Consider the following 16687-nt stretch of genomic DNA (forward strand, 5'->3'; position numbering starts at 1 on the left):
GGCCCGACCAAAAGCGGGATTGGGGGCGGGGCGGCGGCGACCTAGCTCACGGGAATGAGCCACGAACCCACCCGCGCCGCCGGCCTCGCCCGCCTCGACGCCTTCGCCCCCGGCATGGGCCGCCGCTATGCTGCCGAGCGGAATCACGACCGTGGCGGCGCGGGCGAGTGGCCGGGGAACGTGTCGGCGCTGTCTCCCTATCTGCGGTATCGGCTAGTCGAGGAACAGGAAGTGCTGGCGCGGGCGCTGGCGGAACATGGGCCGGACAAGGCCGACAAGTTCGTCAGCGAAGTCCTGTGGCGCGGTTATTTCCGCGGCTGGCTGGAACAGCGGCCGGCGGTGTGGGACCGCTATCTGGCCGAGCGCGACGCGGCGCTGGCGGCGGTCGAGGCGAATGGCGGGCTGGCGCGCGACTATCGCGCGGCGGTCGGGGGGCGGACGGGGATCGACTGTTTCGATGCCTGGGTGGGCGAACTGACCGAGCACAACTGGCTGCACAATCACAGTCGCATGTGGTTCGTGAGCATCTGGATCTTCACGCTGCGGCTGCCCTGGGTGCTGGGGGCGGACTTCTTCCTGCAGCACCTGCTCGACGGTGATTCGGCGTCGAACACGCTGTCGTGGCGCTGGGTCGCGGGGCTCCACACCCGCGGCAAGGCCTATGCCGCGCGGGCGGACAACATCGCGAAGTACACGGACGGCCGTTTCGATCCGAAGGGACTTGCGGCGCATGTCGAGCCGCTGACCGAGGATTTCGAGCCGGCGCTGACCCGCTTCGTGTCGCCGCCGAAGCCGAAGGTAGAGGGCGAGTGGGTGCTCCTCTTGCACGAGGGCGATCTGGCGATCGAACATCCGCTGCCGACAGCGCCTGCCGGGGTGATCGCACTGGCGCCGCGGGACGAGGGTTTGTCCGAGGCGGTGGCCGCGTTCCGGCGTGCGGCGGGTGAGGATGCAGCGGCGCGTGCGAGCAAGGCTTATGGCTGCCCGATCCTGCCGTGCGACCGTCCAGAGGCGATTGAAGCGGTGGCCGACGGTCGCCCGGTCGTCGCGCCTTATGTCTCGATCGGCAATGCCCCGGCGCTGGCCGGCGTTACGACCTTCGTCCGCGACTACGACGCGGCGATCTGGCCGCTCGCGACGGCGGGGTTCTTCAAGGTGAAGAGCGGCGCGCCGGCAAAGCTGCGCGCGCTCGGCCTGCCGGGCTAGGCGATGCCGAACGGGACGACGGTGTTTTCCGCATCATGGCCGATCTTCGCACGGCCCAGATAGGGGACGCGCATCTCGCGGCACCAGCGCGTCATCATCGCCTCGATCGTCTCGCCGAACGCTTCCGGCCCGTCGCCCTCCGGCACGTCGGTGACGCTGCCGAGGCGGATCCCCGCCAGCCCACGAAGCTGCGGCGCATTGGCGAGTTGGAACATCATCCGGTCGATCCGGTAATAGCTCTCGCCGACCTCTTCGAGCAGCAGCACGTGGTCGGTCAGGTCCGGCACCCAGGGCGTTCCCAGCATCGCGGTGATGATGGCGAGGTTGAATGCCGCCGCCGGCCGCCCGTCGAGCCCGGGTTCGAGCGCGCGGCGGTCCTTGCCCGTCAGCCATGCGAGCGCCCGCCACGCCGGCCCGCCGCGGTTGCGCGCCGTCGCCTCGGTCGACATCGGCCCGTGGCAGGGCCGTCCGATCCGCCGGGCATAGAGCGCACCCAGCAGGAACCCCATGTCGGAAAAGCCCATATAGGTCTTGGCCCGCGCCGCGTCGGTGAGCTTCGGCATCACCTCGGCCAGGATGCGGTTCGAGCCGTAACCGCCGCGCGCAAACCAGATCGCGTCATAGGCGGGGTCGTTGGCGTAGCGCAGGAACGTCTCGGCACGCAGCGCGTCCGGCCCGGCGAAATGCCCCGCCTCGGCAAAGCATTGCGGGTCGAAGGCCAGCTCCGCCTCGGGAAACTCCAGCGCCGCGAACGCCGCGCCGCGGGCGGCCGATTCGGGGCGGATCGAACGGGCGGGGGCGACGACGGCGATCCTCATGCGCGCCTGTCTCTAGGCTTGCCCTCGTCCGCGCAAGTGCCGATAGCGGCGGCCATGCACCAGCGTTATTTCTTCGTGGGCGTGGGCGGGTCGGGGATGATGCCGCTGGCGATGATCCTGGCCGGCCGCGGCGCGGCGATCGCCGGGTCGGACCGGACGCTCGATCAGGGCCGGCTGGCGCCGAAGTTCGCGGCGCTCCGCGCGCTCGGCATCGACCTCTACCCTCAGGACGGCACCGGCATCGTCTCGCCCGACCAGATCGTCGTTGCCTCGGCCGCGGTCGAGGAAACGGTCCCCGACATGGCCGCGGCCACGCGCGTCGATGCGCAGCGGATGCGCCGCGCCGACCTGCTCGCGTCGCTGTTCAACGACAGTCGGGTGCGGATCGGCGTCGCTGGGACCAGCGGCAAGTCGACCGTCACCGGCATGATCGGGTGGATTCTCCACGCGCTCGGCCGCGATCCGACGGTCATGAACGGCGCGGTGATGAAAAACTTCGCGACCGCCGATCGCCCCTTTGCCAGCGCGCTGGTGGGGCAGGGCGACGCCTTTGTCAGCGAAGTCGACGAGAGCGACGGGTCGATCGCGCTCTATTCGCCCGACATCGCGGTGCTCAACAATGTCAGCCTCGACCACAAATCGCTGGACGAACTGCGCACGCTGTTCGGCGACTTCGCGGGCAAGGCATCGCGGGTGATCGTCAATGCCGGCGATCCCGAAGCGGCGGCACTGGCGGCGACGATCGGCAGCGACCGGCGCACGACCTTTGCGATCGAGGCCGAGGCCGATCTCGTCGCGCGCGATATGATTCCCGAGCCGTTCGCGATTCGCTTCACGCTGGAGGGGGAGGGCAGGTCGCTGCCCGTCCGCCTGTCGGTGCCGGGCCGCCACAACGTCGCCAACGCGCTCGCCGCGATCGGCGCGGTCGTGGCGAGCGGGGTGCCGATCGAGGATGCGGTGCGCGCGATCGAGGGGTTCGTCGGCCTCAAGCGCCGGTTCGAGCTTGTGGGGGAGGCGAGCGGCGTCACCGTCATCGACGATTTCGGGCACAACCCGGATAAGATCGCCGCGACGCTCGACACGCTGATGGCGTTTCCCGGCGCGCTCAAACTCCTGTTCCAGCCGCACGGCTATGGCCCGCTCAAGGTGATGCGCCGTGAACTGGTCGAGAGCCTCGCTGCGCGGCTGCGGCCCGGTGACGAGCTCGTGCTACCCGATCCGGTCTATCACGGCGGCACCACCAGCCGCGAGGTGACGAGCGCCGACATCGTCGCCGACCTGACAGCACAAGGCGCCCCCGCGCGCCACATCCCCGACCGCGCCGCCGCCGCCGCGCACCTCGTGGCGAACGCCGTGCCCGGCGACCGCATCGTCGTGATGGGCGCGCGCGACGATACCTTGAGCCAGCTTGCCGCCGACATGCTCGCCGCGCTCGACAAGAGGACCCAGCCATGACCGACCACGCCCGCATCGCCTTTCGCGTGACCGAGGGGGAGGGGCCGACGATCGTCTTCCTGCCCGGCTATGCCAGCGACATGACTGGGACAAAGGCCCTGGCGCTGGAGGCGTGGGCCAAGGCGAACGGTCGCGCCTTCATCCGCTTCGACTATCGCGGCTGCGGCGAGAGCGAGGGCGCGTTCGAGGACTACACCCTCGCCGACTGGCGTGACGACGTGCTGCTCGTCGTCGATCAGGTGGCGAAGGGGCCGGTGGTGCTCGTCGGATCGTCGATGGGCGGCTGGATCGCGCTGCTCGTCGCCAAGGCGCGACCCGAGCGCGTGACCGCGCTGGTCGGCATCGCCCCCGCGCCCGACTTCACCGACTGGGGATTTTCCCAGGCGGACAAGATGACGCTGCTGACCGACGGGCGGCTGGAGAAGCCGTCGCCCTATTCGGACCAGCCGACGGTGACGACCCGTGCCTTCTGGACCGCGGGGGAGGCGAACCGGCTGATGCACGGGACGATCTCGCTCAAGCTGCCCGTCCGGATCGTCCAGGGGATGCGCGACCCCGACGTGCCGTGGGAGCGCGCGGCGCGGCTGGCGCAGTTGATCGAGGGCGACGACGTGCAATGCTGGCTGGTCAAGGACGGCGATCACCGCCTCTCGCGCGATCAGGACGTGGCGATGATCGTCCGGGCGGTGGAGGAGGTCTCGTAACGTCAGCCGTTTTATTTCGTCACCCCGGGTCAAGCCCGGGGTGACGGTCGATTGTGGGTGACGGGCGGGTCGCTCGGCAATTACCGCAGATAGAAATCCACCGTCGTCACCACGCGTACCTTCTTGAACGGCGTGTCGGCGACGCCGTAATTCGCCTGATCGCCGTCGCGGGCCTCGACCGAGAAATAGCCCTGCGTCGCGCTCTTGATCGCGCCGACGCCGGTCGCGCTGTCCTTTGCGAACTGCTCGGCTGAGGCGCGGGCGTCGCGCGTCGCTTCGGCCACCATCGCGGGCTTGATGTCGTTGAGCTTCGTGAAGCTGTAGGTAAGGCCCGATCCCTCCTGTAACACCACGCCGTCGCGAACGAGGTCGAACTGCCGCGCCGCCGCCTTCTGCGCGCGCACCACGTCGCCGGTTCGCAGTTGCAGCCGCTGCGTCACCGTGAACCGCTGCACACCGTTGTTGTCGTAGTTCTGCATGACGCTCGCGCCCGCCGGACGCAGCGTATCGGCGGGGAAGCCGAGGCCGGCGAAGAAGCGGCGGATCGCGGCCGTATCGCCGTCGATCTGGGCGCGCACCGCCGCCAGATCCTCGCCCAATCGTGAATAATTGAGCGTCCAAACGGCAAGGTCGGCGGTGACGTTCCGCTCGGCCAGCCCGCGCACCGTCACCGAACGGTCGGCCGCCCGCGCGCGGCGCAGGCCGTCGCCCAGCAGATAGCCGCCGATGACCAGCCCCAGCGCGACCAGCGCCGCGGCGATCAAGGTGAACGAACCCCGCTTTTCCATCGTTATCGACTCCCCATATGCAACGCGGCGATGCTGCGTGTCTGCCGATGAACCGTTGCTTACATACGACGAATGGAGTCGAGTGGCGATGAATTACCTCCACACGATGATCCGCGTGACCGACCCCGACGCGACAATCGCGTTCTTCGAGCTGCTTGGCCTCAAGGAAGTGCGGCGCATGGAGAATGCGGGCGGCCGCTTCACGCTGATCTTCCTCGCCACGCCCGAGGACATGAACGGTCCCGGCGAGCGCGCGAAGGCGGAGGTCGAGCTGACCTATAACTGGCCCGCCGAGGACGGCAGCGCGCCGGAAGTCTATACCGGCGGGCGCAATTTCGGGCACTTGGCTTACCGCGTCGACAATATCTACGAGACGTGCCAGCGGCTGATGGACGGCGGCGTGACGATCAACCGCCCGCCGCGCGACGGCAACATGGCGTTCGTGAAGACCCCCGACAACATCTCGATCGAGCTGTTGCAGGCCGGCGACGCGCTCGCGCCGGCCGAGCCGTGGGCGTCGATGCCGAACACCGGGGCCTGGTAAGGTGGACGGCCCGCTCGAGATCGTTCGCGTGCCCGTGCTCAGCGACAATTATGTCTGGCTGATCCACGATGACGAGAGCGGCGAGACCGTCGTCGTCGATCCGGGCGAGGCCGCGCCGGTACTCGCGGCTGCCGATGCGCGCGGGTGGCGTATCGGTCAGGTCTGGAACACGCACTGGCACCCCGACCACACCGCGGGCAATCAGGCGATCAAAGACGCGCATGGCGCGGCCGTGACCGCGCCGGCGGCGGAGGCGGCGAAGATCCCGACTGCTGACAGGCTGGTGGCCGAGGGCGACACGGTCGCGATTGGCCGGCGACAGGCGCGGGTGTGGGAAACGCCCGCGCATACCGCCGGCCATGTCAGTTTCCATTTCGAGGAGGAGGCGCTGGTCTTCGTCGGCGACACGATGTTCGCGATGGGCTGCGGCCGGCTGTTCGAGGGGACGGCGGACCAGATGCACGCCGCGCTTCAGCGGCTGGCGGCGCTGCCCGAGCAGACAATCGTCTACTGCGCGCACGAATATACGCTGTCGAATGCGAAGTTCGCCGCCCATGCCGAACCCGACAATGCCGCGATCGCCGACCGCCTGAAGCGGGTGGAGGCCCTTCGCGCCGATGGCCAGGCGACGGTGCCGACCACCATCGGCGACGAGCGCACGACCAACCCGTTCGTTCGGGTCGACAACGCCGCCGCACTGGCGCAGCTTCGCGGGCAAAAGGACCAATTCAGCTAAGCCTCGTGCGCTCAGCCCGCGTTCAGGCGTTGGGGTATCCACTCGCATTCTCACAGGAGCCGGCCATGTCGCGAATCACTACCCTCGTAGCGCTCTCGATCGCCGGCACTGCGCTGTCCGGCTGTGCGGCCACCCCGCGCGAGCAGGCGGCGATGGCGGAGCGGAATGCCCGCGACGCCGTGCGGCTCGATCAGCGGCTGGCAGGGTTCACGCCCGGCAAGCCGGTTTCCTGCCTGCCGGTCAGCACCTCGCGGCGGAGCGAATATTTCGGCGACACGATCGTTTACGAGGTCAGCGGGAGCCTCGTCTATCGCACCGATACCAGTGGGGGCTGCACGCTCAACCGCGACGACATTCTCGTGACCCAGACGCCGATCGGCTCGCTTTGCCGCGGCGATATCGCGCGCACGATCGATCGCGGGTCGAGGTTCCAGACCGGGTCCTGCACGCTCGGCGACTTCGTCCCCTATCGCAAGGATCGCAGCTGATGCGCGCCGCTGCTCTGTTCGCCGTGCTCGCGGTCGCGGGCTGTGCGCCGCAGCAGCAGGCGGCGAGCGCCCTTGCCGCGCGCGGCGATCGCGAACTCGCCGCGGCGATCGGCGGTCGGGTCGCGGGCAAGCCCGAACGCTGCATAAACCCGGTCAACACCGGCGGTCCGCAACTGATCGCCCCCGACCGGCTCGTCTATCGGGATGCCGGCACCGTCTGGGTCAGCCGCGCGGAGGGATGCCCCTTCATCGGCCGCGACGAAATCGTGATCGCCGAGGTCTATGGCGGCCAGCTTTGCCGCAACGACCGCTTCCGCACGGTGCAGCGCGGCACGAGCGCGGGTATCGCAGGCCCGTTCTGCCGCTATGGCGATTTCACGCCCTACCGCCGCGCGCGGTGATTATCGTCACCTCGGACTTGATCCGGGGTCCCGCTTCTTCTTTCCGACAACAGGAGCAGAAGAAGCGGGATCCCGGATCAAGTCTGGGATGACGGAAGTAAGGGCTAGAGCACGTAGCGACTGAGGTCCGTGTTCCGCGCGATACCGGCCAGCTGTGCCTCGACATACGCCGCATCGACCGTGACGGTCGAACCGCCGCGATCCTCGGCATCGAAGCTCACTTCCTCCAGCAGCTTCTCCATCACGGTCTGAAGCCGGCGCGCGCCGATATTCTCGACCTCGCCGTTCACCTGCGCGGCGATGCGCGCGATCGCGCGGATGCCGTCGTCGGTAAAGGCGATCTGAACCCCCTCGGTGCCGATCAGCGCGCGATATTGTTCGGGCAGGCTCGCCTTGGTGTCGGTCAGGATCGCGACGAAATCATCCTCGGTCAGACCCTTCAGCTCGACCCGGATCGGCAGGCGGCCCTGAAGCTCCGGCAGCAGGTCGCTGGGCTTCGCCACATGGAACGCGCCCGACGCGATGAAGAGCACATGGTCGGTCTTCATCGGCCCGTACTTGGTCGCCACCGTGGTCCCCTCGATCAGCGGCAAGAGGTCGCGCTGCACGCCCTCGCGGCTCACCGATCCGCCGCGCACGTCGCTGACGGCGATCTTGTCGATCTCATCAAGAAAGACGATGCCGTTCGCCTCCGCGTCAGCGAGCGCGGCACGATGCACCTCGTCCTGGTCGAGGCGCTTGTCGGCCTCTTCCTCGACCAGCTTGGCCCAGGCGGCGTGGACGTTCATCTTGCGCCGCTTGAGCTGCGGCCCGCCAAGGCCGCGCATCATCTCGCCCAGGTTTATCATCTGCGGCGCGCCGCCGGGCACCTCGAACGGCATCGGGCTGGATGCCTCCAGCTCGATCTCGATCTCGGTATTGTCGAGATGCCCTTCGTTCAGCCGCTGGCGGAACGCCTCGCGCGTTGCCTGGCTCGAATCCTTGCCGGTCAGCGCGTCGAGCAGGCGCGTCATCGCGGCGGCTTCGGCCTTGTCCTTCACCGCGACGCGGCGGCGTTCCTTCTCCAGCCGGATCGCTTCCTCGACGAGGTCACGCGCGATCTGCTCGACGTCGCGGCCGACATAGCCGACTTCGGTGAACTTGGTCGCCTCGACCTTCACGAACGGCGCATCGGCGAGCTTGGCCAGGCGTCGGCTGATCTCGGTCTTGCCGCAGCCGGTCGGCCCGATCATCAGGATGTTCTTCGGGGAAACCTCGTCGCGCAGGTCGGCGGACAGCTGCTGCCGGCGCCAGCGATTGCGCAGCGCGACGGCGACCGCGCGCTTGGCGTCCTTCTGGCCGATGATGTGCGAATCGAGGGCGGCGACGATCGCCTTGGGGGTGAGAGTGTCGGTCATTTTTTACTCGCTCCCCTCCCTGGAAGGGAGGGGCTGGGGGTGGGTTGGTTCGCGGGGCAGACCGATCGTGCTTTGCAGACCGACCGACCCCCGGCCTCTCCCTTTCAGGGAGGGGAGTAGCTCAGCTTGCGCTTTCCAGCGTCTCCACCGTCAGCCGGTCGTTGGTGTAGACGCAGAGCTCCGCGGCGATGCCCATTGCTTTCCGCGCCAGCACTTCCGGATCGGGCTCGTAGTCGGCGAGCGCGCGCGCCGCGGCGAGGGCGAAGTTGCCGCCCGACCCGATCGCCGCAATCCCGCCCTCGGGCTCCAGCACGTCGCCATTGCCGGTGACGACCAGCGTCACGTCGTTGTCCGCGACGATCAGCATTGCCTCGAGATTGCGGAGGAACTTGTCGGTGCGCCAGTCCTTGGCCAGCTCGACCGCGGCGCGCAGGAGCTGGCCCTGATGCCGCTCGAGCTTGGCCTCCAGCCGCTCGAACAGGGTGAAGGCATCGGCGGTCGCGCCCGCGAAGCCTGCAATGACCTTGCCGTCGCCGAGCGGGCGTACCTTTCGGGCATTGGGCTTCATGACGGTGTTGCCGGCCGAGACCTGGCCGTCGCCCGCGATGACCACGCGGCCCCCGCGGCGCACGGAGAGGATCGTCGTGCCGTGCCACGCATTGTCTTTGCTCATGGCGCGCATATGGGGAGGGGCCGCCCGCTGCCAAGAGCGCGGCTATTTCTCCACGCCCCTGACCTTGCCCCACTGGCGCATCGCCGCATAGCCCAGATAGCCGGTGCCGAAGAGCGTGTAGAGTTCCTCGGGCAGTGCGCGCAGATAGCCGGTGATGCCGCGCGCGATCGCGTCGGCGGTGGCCGGGCTGGCGGCGGCGATCAGGCCCATCGGGATCGCCCAGAGAAACAGTGCGTACATGACGTAGAGGAAGCCCGGCCGCGCCCGACTGGTCCACGGGTCGGGTGACTGCGCCTCCGCCACGATTGCAGAGAGCTGGGCGCGCAGCTGTTCCAGCTCCTGGCTGCCCTGAAGCTTCAGCAGTTCCAGCTTGGCGGCGTCGCGCGCACGCGGGTCGGGGATCACCTTGTCGATGAGGCCGGCGAGCGGGCCGATGATCGTGTCGAGGATGCTCATGCGCCGTTCTCCACCGGATCGGCGAGGCGATTGGCGAGCCAGCCATAGAGAAACGCCTCGTTCGCCGGGCGCTGTTCGGCAAGGCGGAGATATCGCTCGCCCTGCATCGCCTCGACCGCTTTCAGAAGGACGATTTCGCCGCGATCCCCGCGAACCGCTAGAAACGCATCGAGCGCTGCGAGCGTTCGCGGCCCGATCCGGCCATCGACGGCGATGTCCGCATAGTCGCGGCCCTGCCGGTTGAGCGCGGTCAGCGCGCGCTGGAGGAACCCGCTCGCGACTGCCGGCCCCATGTTGACGCCGGTGTCGAACAGCTCCGCCGCCAGTCGCGGTGCCCGTTCCGCCACCGCATCGAAGCGCGGCGCCAGCCAGTAGCGGCTGCGATACAACGACGCGGCGGCACTTCGCGGATAGTCGCGCATCGCCCCGCGATAGCCCGAGGCGCGCGCAGTCTCCTCCGTCACGCCCCAGCGCGTCGGACCGCCGCGATCGGCGGGGTGATCGACGAAGCCCCCCTCGCGCGCGATGAGATCGTCGATCATCGTCTCGATTTCCATGCTACTCTCCCGCCCGAAACGATTCGACGGCTAACCCATATGGTTCGCTGTAGGACAGGTGCGAAAGGGCGTGAGCATGGGCGAGGATACCAACCGGCGGGCATGGCTGATCGGCGGTGGCGTCGCGGGCGCGGCGGCGGCGGGCGTCGCGGCGTGGTGGCTGACGCGTACCGAGACGCCCGATTACTCGCTGGTGCTCAAGGACGGGGCGATCGAGGTCCGCGCATATGGCGCGCTGCCGATCGCGGAGGCGGTGCATGAGGGCGACCGCGACGCGGCGCTCGGCAAGGGCTTTCGCGCGCTGGCCGACTATATCTTCGCCAAGTCGCGGGTGGGCGAGAAGATCGCGATGACCGCGCCGGTCATCGCCGACCGCGCCGGCGACAAGTGGCGCACCCGCTTCATCCTGCCCGCGCAGTATCGGGACCTGACGCCGCCCGAACCCACAGGGAACGAGGTGACGACGGCGACACTGCCCGCGCGCCGCGTGGCCGCAATCCGCTTTGCGGGCCGCGCCGATGATGCGCTGCTGGCCGAGCGCGAGGACGAACTGCGCGATTGGCTCGGCAGCTACGGCCTCAAGCCGACGGGGCCGGCCGAATACGCCTTCTACAACGCGCCCTTCGTGCCGGGGCCGCTTCGTCGGAACGAGGTGCTGCTGCCGGTCGCCAGTATCTATTGAAGCCGGTGTCCTAGAGGACTATATCACTCTCATGTTGAACCTGCTCTCGATCCTCATCGGACTCGTCGCGCTGCCGTTCCTGCTGTTCGGCTTCATCCCGTTCCTCGGCTGGTCGCTGTGGTTCGGGTTGATGATCCCGGCTGTGGGCGCGGTGGTAGGGGCGTTGTCGGACAGCAATGCCGGCCGCAACCTCAACCTCGTCATTCTGGGCATCGGCGCGATTCGCCTCGCGCTCGGCGGCGGCATCATCTGATACGAAAAAGGCCCGGCGATCGCTCGCCGGGCCTTTCGTTCAGGCTAACGGTCGCTTAGCGGCAGCTGACACCGCCGCGGTCGATCTCGCGGCCCAGCAGCGCACCGCCGCCTGCACCGAGCAGCGTTCCGAGCAGGCCCGAATTGCCGTTGGTCAGCACGTTGCCGAGCACGCCGCCGCCCACCGCGCCGATCACCAGACCGGTCGTGCCGTCATTGCGGCGGCAATAATACCGCCCATCATTGCCGCGATAGAGCCGGTCGTTCCGGCCAAGGCGGCGCGGCTGATAGTAGCGGCCGTCGCGATAATAGTTGTCGGCATAGTAGCGGCGCTGGCCCGGGGGCAGGCGATTCCAGTCATAGTTGCGGGCCTGACGCCAGTCGCGGCGATCCTCGCGATAGTCCTGGCGGGCGTCGCGGACGTTGTCGCGATACTCGCGGCGCGCCTCGCGCACGTCGCGGCGCGAGTCGGCGTCGCGAAGGTCCTCGCGATACTCGCGCTGCGCGTCGCGCACTTCGCGGTTGTATTCGCGGTTATACTCGCGCGGGCTCTGCTGGGCTATGGCGGGCACGGCCGGGATCGCGACTGCGGCGATCAGCGCGCCGAGGATGGGGGTACGCATCGAACTTCCTCCTGTCATAGGTGGCGGAAGAACGACGCGACCCACATCAAGTTTCGTGAACGTAAAACTACGTTCGGTTCAGGTTAGAGCCGGGTCGTGCCAGGATAGGCAAAAAGAAGATCAGTCTCCTGATCTGCCTCGATATTTTCCGAACCCGTCACCGATACGCATTCGCCCGCCTGCCATTCGACGCCGGCGACATTTCCATTGCCGCGGACCGGCACCAGCCATCCGGTAACGCCCACGGGCAGCGACACGTCGCGTCCGCCGGTCCAGCGTTCGAGCACGAACTTCGGCCCCTCGACGAGGATCGTGCGCCCCGCCTCGACCTCGCCGGGCGAGGGGTAGGGGACGTAGGGCACCGGATCGCTGACCGCGACGCCGTCGTCGAGATGCAATTCGCGCGGTCGGCCGTAGTCGTAGAGGCGATAGGTCGTCTCGCTGTTCTGCTGCACCTCGATCAGCGTGATGCCGGCACCGATCGCGTGGATCGTGTTCGATTCCGAATAGAGGAAGTCGCCCGCCTTCACCGGCTGCCAGTGGACCAGATCCTCGATTGACCCGTCCAGCGCGGCGGCGCGCAGTTCCTCCGCCGACAGCGGGCGGACCGTACCGAGCGCGATGGTCGAATCGGGTTCGGCATCGAGGATCAGCCAGCATTCGTCCTTGCCGCGCGGCAGGCCGCGGGCCTGCGCCTGCTCGTCATTGGGGTGGACCTGCACCGACAGCTTCTCGCTGGTGAACAGATATTTGATGAGCAGGTCGGGGGTCGCATCGCCCGGTTCCTGGAACCAGACCTCGCCCACCGGCTCGCCGCCGGGCGCCGGATCGGGAAAGCCGGGAAACAGGTGCGTGCGGCCCCAGGGTTTTTCGACGCGGTGGGTGGCAAGCTTGGTCGCGGGCAAGGGGCTTCTCCGTCGGATGGCAGTGGCTGCTGCAACGCAGCGGTATCGGCGCGGGCTCCCCCGCGAGCAACCGTTTTTCAGGTGCGTCCGCCCGCCTCCAAAAATCCGTTGTTCGCGCCTTCAACCCTCGGGTAAGGAGGCGCGATGCGTAGCCTGCCCACCCGCCCGTTCGCGATCGCCGCGATTGCCCTGTCCGCCTTCGGCCTGTCGGGCTGCGCCAAGTCGAAGAAGGGCGCGGATATCCCCTATGTCGCGCGCGACGTGGGCACGCTCTACACCGCGGCCAAGCAGCGCCTCGATCGCGGCCAGTACAAGCAGGCGGCGGCGCTGTTCGATGAGGTCGAGCGCCAGCATCCCTATTCGATCTGGGCGCGCCGCGCGCAGCTGATGAGCGCGTTCAGCTATTACCTGAACAAGGATTACACCGAGTCGATCCAGTCGGCGCAGCGCTTCCTGTCGGTGCATCCGGGCAATCGCGACGCGCCCTATGCCTATTATCTGATCGCGCTCGGCTATTACGAGCAGATCACCGATGTGACGCGCGACCAGAAGATCACGCAGCAGGCACTCGACGCGCTGGGCGAGCTGTCGCGCCGCTATCCCGACACGCGCTATGCCGCCGATGCGCGGCTGAAGGTCGATCTGGTCCGCGACCACCTGGCTGGCAAGGAGATGGAAGTCGGGCGCTTCTATGGTCGACGCGGCCAGTGGCTTGCCGCGTCGATGCGCTATCGCACCGTCGTCGACCAGTTCCAGACGACCAGCCACGCGCCCGAGGCGCTGCTGCGCCTGACCGAGGCCTATCTGAACCTCGGCCTGCGCGAGGAAGCGAAGAAGTCGGCCGCCGTGCTCGGCGCCAATTATCCGGGCACCGACTGGTACGAGCGCGCGTACAAGCTGGTGAACGAATATCCCGTGCTGCCGGCGCAGCAGGTCGAGAAGCCCGCCAAGGAAATGCAGCCGGTCGGCGCCTGACGCCCGCCGCGACGCCCCGCTCATGCTGAACGCGCTGTCGATCCGCGATGTGGTGCTGATCGAGGCGCTCGACCTCGATTTCGGCCCGGGCCTTGCCGTGCTCACGGGTGAGACGGGCGCGGGCAAGTCGATCCTGCTCGACGCGCTCGGCCTCGTCCTCGGCGCGCGCGGCGACAGTGGGCTGGTGCGCCACGGCGCCACGCAGGCGGTGGTGACGGCCAGTTTCGAGACGCCCGACGCCGCCGGCCCGATCGCCGCGCTGCTCGCCGACAACGGCCTCGACCTCGATCCCGGTGAGCCCTTGATGATCCGCCGCCTGGTCAAGGCCGATGGCGGCAGCCGTGCGTTCGTCAACGACCAGCCGGCGTCCGCCGGTCTGCTGCGCGAACTCGGCGCAATGCTGGTCGAGATCCACGGGCAGCACGACGATCGCGGGCTCCTCAACCCGCGCGGGCACAGGGCGCTGCTCGATGCGTTCGCGCGGACCGACACGGCGGCGGTCAATGCCGCGTGGCGGGACTGGCGCGCCGCGCTCGCCAAGCTGGACGAGGCGCGGGCGGTGCAGGAGGTGGCCGAGCGTGACCGCGACTACCTCGCCCACGCGGTCGAGGAACTGACGAAGCTCGCGCCCGAACCGGGCGAAGAGGCATTGCTGGCCGAGCGCCGCGCGACGATGCAGCACGGCGAACGGGCGGCGGGCGAACTCGCTGCGGTCGCCGACTTGCTCGACGGATCGGACGGCGCGCTGTCGCGCCTGCGGCAAGCGGCGCGTATCCTCGAACGCACCGGCGACGCGCATCCCGCGCTGGTCGAGGCTCTGGCGGCGATCGATCGCGCAATCGTCGAGGCGGCGGGGGCGCAGGATCAAATCGATGCCGCGGCAGAGGCGCTCGCCTTCGATCCCGCAGTGCTGGAGGCGGACGAAGCGCGGCTGTTCGAACTGCGCGGGCTGGCCCGCAAGCACCGCGTCCAGCCTGACGATCTCGCCGCGCTGGCGGCGGACTTCGCCGAGCGACTGGCGCTGGTCGAGGGCGGGGAGGCGAGCATCGCCGGCCTGACCCGCGCCGCCGCGACCGCAGAAGCGCGATTTGCAGAGGCGGCTGGCGTGCTTTCGGCGCAGCGGACAGAGGCGGCTGCTCGCCTTGATGCCGCGGTGATGGCCGAACTCGCGCCGCTGAAGCTCGACGCTGCTCGCTTCCGCACCGCCGTCGTGCCGCTGGCGCGCGAGGGCTGGGGGCCGGATGGCAGCGACCGCGTCGAGTTCGAGGTGTCAACCAATCCCGGCGCGCCGTTCGCCCCCTTGATGAAGATCGCCAGCGGCGGCGAATTGTCGCGCTTCATCCTCGCGCTCAAGGTCGCGCTGGCGGAGGAGGGCGGCGCCCGCGCGCTGGTGTTCGACGAGATCGATCGCGGCGTCGGCGGCGCGGTGGCGAGCGCGATCGGCGAACGGTTGTCGCGGCTGTCGGGCCGCAACCAGGTGCTCGTCGTCACGCACAGCCCACAGGTCGCGGCACGCGGCGACCGGCACTATCGCATCGCCAAGTCGAGCGACGGCACGGTCACACGCACCGGCGTCACCCCGTTGGATGCCGACGAACGGCGCGAGGAAATCGCTCGGATGCTGTCGGGGGCGGAAGTGACGCCCGAAGCCCGCGCGCAGGCGCAGCGATTGCTCGCCGTCGCCTGAACCCGTCGGTCACCCCGGACTTGATCCGGGGTCCCGCTTCTTTCTTTCGCCGGAAGCAAGAAGGTGGTTCACGCAGAGACGCGGAGAGGTTGCGATCGCTGCCGGGTCAGCGGCTCCTATCCGCGGCACACCTGCTTTCAGGAGTTGGGTTGGGCTGCTACGCGGCCGCAGGCGCGATCTCTCCGCGCCTCCGCGCCTCCGCGTGAACCTACTTTCCTTTTGCGCGAGGAGAAGAAGAAGCGGGACCCCGGATCAAGTCCGGGGTAACGAGGCTAGAGCGTCGCCTCGATCGCCCGAGCCGCCATGTCCGGGTCCTCCGCCTGCGTGATCGGACGACCCACCACCAGGATCGACGCCCCCGCATCCAGCGCGGCGCGCGGCGTCACTACCCGCTTCTGGTCGCCGACCGGGCCATCGGCGGGCCGCACCCCCGGTACGACGAAGAAACCGTGCGGCCACGCCTTCTTCGCTGCGGCGACCTCGGCGCCGGAGCATACGATGCCGTCGACCCCGGCATCGTATGCCAGCTCGGCGAGGCGCAGGACCTGCTCGTGCGGATCGCGCTCAACGCCGATCGCGCGGAGGTCCTCGCCGTCGAGGCTGGTGAGCGTCGTGACGGCGACGACCTTCGTCCCCGTCGGCGCCGCCGCCTTCGCATCCTCGAGCATCGCACGCCCGCCCGAGGCATGGACGGTCAGGATCGCCGGCTCCAGCGGGCGGAGCGCCTGGATCGCCTTGGCAACGGTATTGGGAATGTCGTGGAACTTGAGGTCGAGGAAGATCGGCAGCCCGATCTCCGCCATTTCCTTCACCCCTGACCGACCGTTCGCCATGAAGAATTCGAGGCCGAGTTTCAGCCCGCCGACATGATGCCGCACGCGCTTGGCAATCGCGGCGGCGCGCTCCAACTCGGGGGTGTCGAGCGCGACGAACAGCGGCGAGCTCATGCCCGCGTCTCCACCGGCGTCTCGGCAGGAATCAGCGGCGGTGCGGCGACGGGTGAGGCTGTGAGGACCGGATCGCCCGGCACCGCGGCGGGTGGAGGCGCCGCCTGAACCGCCCGAAGCTCCGCCACGGTCCGCTCGCTGCTGGCAAGCCGAGACTTCAGCCGCCAGCGCGTGCCGACATGGACCAGCCACAGCGGCAGAAACCCCAAGAGGAACATGACGCCCATCAGGAGCGGCAGGTTGATGTCGGCGACCAGCCCGCCCCACAGCTTCACCGGCACCGGTGCCCAATTGTTGAACGAGAAGGCAACGACGATGCCGGCGATCAGCACCCAAATCAACGTGCGCAGAAACTGCATTGCGACCCCTAGGGCAGTGGAGCCGCGATGCTAG

At 68.6% G+C, this 16687-nt stretch carries 21 protein-coding genes; 11 read left to right on the forward strand and 10 right to left on the reverse strand.

Features of this window, described 5'->3' with window-relative positions:
• The first annotated feature begins 54 nt into the window (after positions 1 to 54).
• Positions 55 to 1206, forward strand: a complete 1152-nt coding sequence (locus FHR19_RS14250) for an FAD-binding domain-containing protein (RefSeq protein ID WP_184029654.1) — start codon at positions 55 to 57, stop codon at positions 1204 to 1206.
• On the opposite strand, the gene FHR19_RS14255 is transcribed toward FHR19_RS14250, so the two are convergent.
• On the reverse strand, positions 1203 to 2024 hold the full coding sequence (locus FHR19_RS14255) for an LD-carboxypeptidase (protein WP_184029656.1): 822 nt from the start codon (positions 2022 to 2024) through the stop codon (positions 1203 to 1205). The genes FHR19_RS14250 and FHR19_RS14255 overlap by 4 nt on opposite strands.
• 54 nt (positions 2025 to 2078) lie before the next feature.
• Between FHR19_RS14255 and FHR19_RS14260 the strand changes: the two genes are divergently transcribed.
• Both FHR19_RS14260 and FHR19_RS14265 read left to right on the forward strand, forming a co-directional pair.
• Positions 2079 to 3479: a UDP-N-acetylmuramate--L-alanine ligase gene (locus FHR19_RS14260; protein ID WP_184029658.1), complete on the forward strand. Its 1401-nt coding sequence runs from the start codon at positions 2079 to 2081 to the stop codon at positions 3477 to 3479.
• A complete protein-coding gene (locus FHR19_RS14265) occupies positions 3476 to 4183 on the forward strand; it encodes an alpha/beta fold hydrolase (RefSeq protein WP_184029661.1) in 708 nt (235 codons plus the stop codon). Before FHR19_RS14260 ends, FHR19_RS14265 begins: the two co-directional genes overlap by 4 nt.
• Positions 4184 to 4263: 80 nt before the next feature.
• On the opposite strand, the gene FHR19_RS14270 is transcribed toward FHR19_RS14265, so the two are convergent.
• Positions 4264 to 4971 (reverse strand): SIMPL domain-containing protein, encoded by a 708-nt coding sequence (locus FHR19_RS14270; protein WP_184029663.1) that lies wholly within the window; start codon positions 4969 to 4971, stop codon positions 4264 to 4266.
• 88 nt (positions 4972 to 5059) lie between these two features.
• Between FHR19_RS14270 and FHR19_RS14275 the strand changes: the two genes are divergently transcribed.
• The 4 genes from FHR19_RS14275 (at position 5060) to FHR19_RS14290 (ending at position 7140) form a co-directional block, all read left to right on the forward strand.
• A complete protein-coding gene (locus FHR19_RS14275; protein WP_184029665.1) occupies positions 5060 to 5515 on the forward strand; it encodes a VOC family protein in 456 nt (151 codons plus the stop codon).
• A gap of 1 nt (position 5516) precedes the next feature.
• Complete coding sequence (gene gloB / locus FHR19_RS14280; RefSeq protein WP_184029667.1) at positions 5517 to 6251, forward strand: hydroxyacylglutathione hydrolase; 735 nt, start codon at positions 5517 to 5519, stop codon at positions 6249 to 6251.
• Positions 6252 to 6316: 65 nt separating this feature from the next.
• Positions 6317 to 6739, forward strand: a complete 423-nt coding sequence (locus FHR19_RS14285) for a hypothetical protein (RefSeq protein ID WP_184029669.1) — start codon at positions 6317 to 6319, stop codon at positions 6737 to 6739.
• Positions 6739 to 7140 carry a hypothetical protein gene (locus FHR19_RS14290; protein ID WP_184029672.1) on the forward strand — a complete coding sequence of 134 codons (402 nt, stop codon included), beginning with the start codon at positions 6739 to 6741 and terminating at the stop codon, positions 7138 to 7140. Before FHR19_RS14285 ends, FHR19_RS14290 begins: the two co-directional genes overlap by 1 nt.
• 104 nt (positions 7141 to 7244) lie before the next feature.
• Here FHR19_RS14290 and hslU read toward each other — a convergent pair whose 3' ends face one another.
• The 4 genes from hslU to FHR19_RS14310 all read right to left on the reverse strand — a co-directional run bounded on the left by hslU (position 7245) and on the right by FHR19_RS14310 (position 10223).
• Positions 7245 to 8537, reverse strand: a complete 1293-nt coding sequence (gene hslU / locus FHR19_RS14295) for an ATP-dependent protease ATPase subunit HslU (protein WP_184029674.1) — start codon at positions 8535 to 8537, stop codon at positions 7245 to 7247.
• A 121-nt stretch (positions 8538 to 8658) separates the two neighbouring features.
• The gene (hslV, locus tag FHR19_RS14300) at positions 8659 to 9210 is read right to left on the reverse strand and encodes an ATP-dependent protease subunit HslV (RefSeq protein ID WP_184029677.1); all 552 of its coding nucleotides are present in this window, start codon (positions 9208 to 9210) and stop codon (positions 8659 to 8661) included.
• A gap of 42 nt (positions 9211 to 9252) precedes the next feature.
• On the reverse strand, positions 9253 to 9666 hold the full coding sequence (locus tag FHR19_RS14305) for a holin family protein (RefSeq protein ID WP_184029680.1): 414 nt from the start codon (positions 9664 to 9666) through the stop codon (positions 9253 to 9255).
• On the reverse strand, positions 9663 to 10223 hold the full coding sequence (locus FHR19_RS14310) for a glycoside hydrolase family 108 protein (protein ID WP_184029683.1): 561 nt from the start codon (positions 10221 to 10223) through the stop codon (positions 9663 to 9665). Before FHR19_RS14310 ends, FHR19_RS14305 begins: the two co-directional genes overlap by 4 nt.
• A 76-nt stretch (positions 10224 to 10299) precedes the next feature.
• Between FHR19_RS14310 and FHR19_RS14315 the strand changes: the two genes are divergently transcribed.
• Positions 10300 to 10905 carry an SOUL family heme-binding protein gene (locus tag FHR19_RS14315; RefSeq protein WP_184029685.1) on the forward strand — a complete coding sequence of 202 codons (606 nt, stop codon included), beginning with the start codon at positions 10300 to 10302 and terminating at the stop codon, positions 10903 to 10905.
• 31 nt (positions 10906 to 10936) lie between these two features.
• On the forward strand, positions 10937 to 11158 hold the full coding sequence (locus FHR19_RS14320) for a hypothetical protein (RefSeq protein ID WP_184029688.1): 222 nt from the start codon (positions 10937 to 10939) through the stop codon (positions 11156 to 11158).
• Positions 11159 to 11213: 55 nt separating this feature from the next.
• On the opposite strand, the gene FHR19_RS14325 is transcribed toward FHR19_RS14320, so the two are convergent.
• Together FHR19_RS14325 and FHR19_RS14330 are read right to left on the reverse strand one after the other, a co-directional pair.
• Positions 11214 to 11780, reverse strand: coding sequence for a glycine zipper 2TM domain-containing protein (locus tag FHR19_RS14325; protein WP_184029691.1), 567 nt, complete (start codon positions 11778 to 11780; stop codon positions 11214 to 11216).
• A gap of 83 nt (positions 11781 to 11863) precedes the next feature.
• A complete protein-coding gene (locus FHR19_RS14330) occupies positions 11864 to 12685 on the reverse strand; it encodes a class I mannose-6-phosphate isomerase (protein WP_184029693.1) in 822 nt (273 codons plus the stop codon).
• A 144-nt stretch (positions 12686 to 12829) separates the two neighbouring features.
• Between FHR19_RS14330 and FHR19_RS14335 the strand changes: the two genes are divergently transcribed.
• The gene (locus FHR19_RS14335; protein ID WP_184029696.1) at positions 12830 to 13660 is read left to right on the forward strand and encodes an outer membrane protein assembly factor BamD; all 831 of its coding nucleotides are present in this window, start codon (positions 12830 to 12832) and stop codon (positions 13658 to 13660) included.
• 22 nt (positions 13661 to 13682) lie between these two features.
• Entirely contained in the window at positions 13683 to 15347 is a 1665-nt protein-coding gene (recN, locus tag FHR19_RS14340; RefSeq protein WP_184029698.1) for a DNA repair protein RecN, read from the forward strand.
• Positions 15348 to 15619: 272 nt separating this feature from the next.
• Here recN and pyrF read toward each other — a convergent pair whose 3' ends face one another.
• Entirely contained in the window at positions 15620 to 16294 is a 675-nt protein-coding gene (gene pyrF, locus FHR19_RS14345; protein WP_184029701.1) for an orotidine-5'-phosphate decarboxylase, read from the reverse strand.
• Entirely contained in the window at positions 16291 to 16653 is a 363-nt protein-coding gene (locus FHR19_RS14350; RefSeq protein ID WP_184029704.1) for a lipopolysaccharide assembly protein LapA domain-containing protein, read from the reverse strand. Before FHR19_RS14350 ends, pyrF begins: the two co-directional genes overlap by 4 nt.
• Positions 16654 to 16687: the final 34 nt, after the last annotated feature.

This window comes from Sphingomonas yantingensis, from assembly GCF_014199325.1.
Taxonomy (GTDB): domain Bacteria; phylum Pseudomonadota; class Alphaproteobacteria; order Sphingomonadales; family Sphingomonadaceae; genus Sphingomonas; species Sphingomonas yantingensis.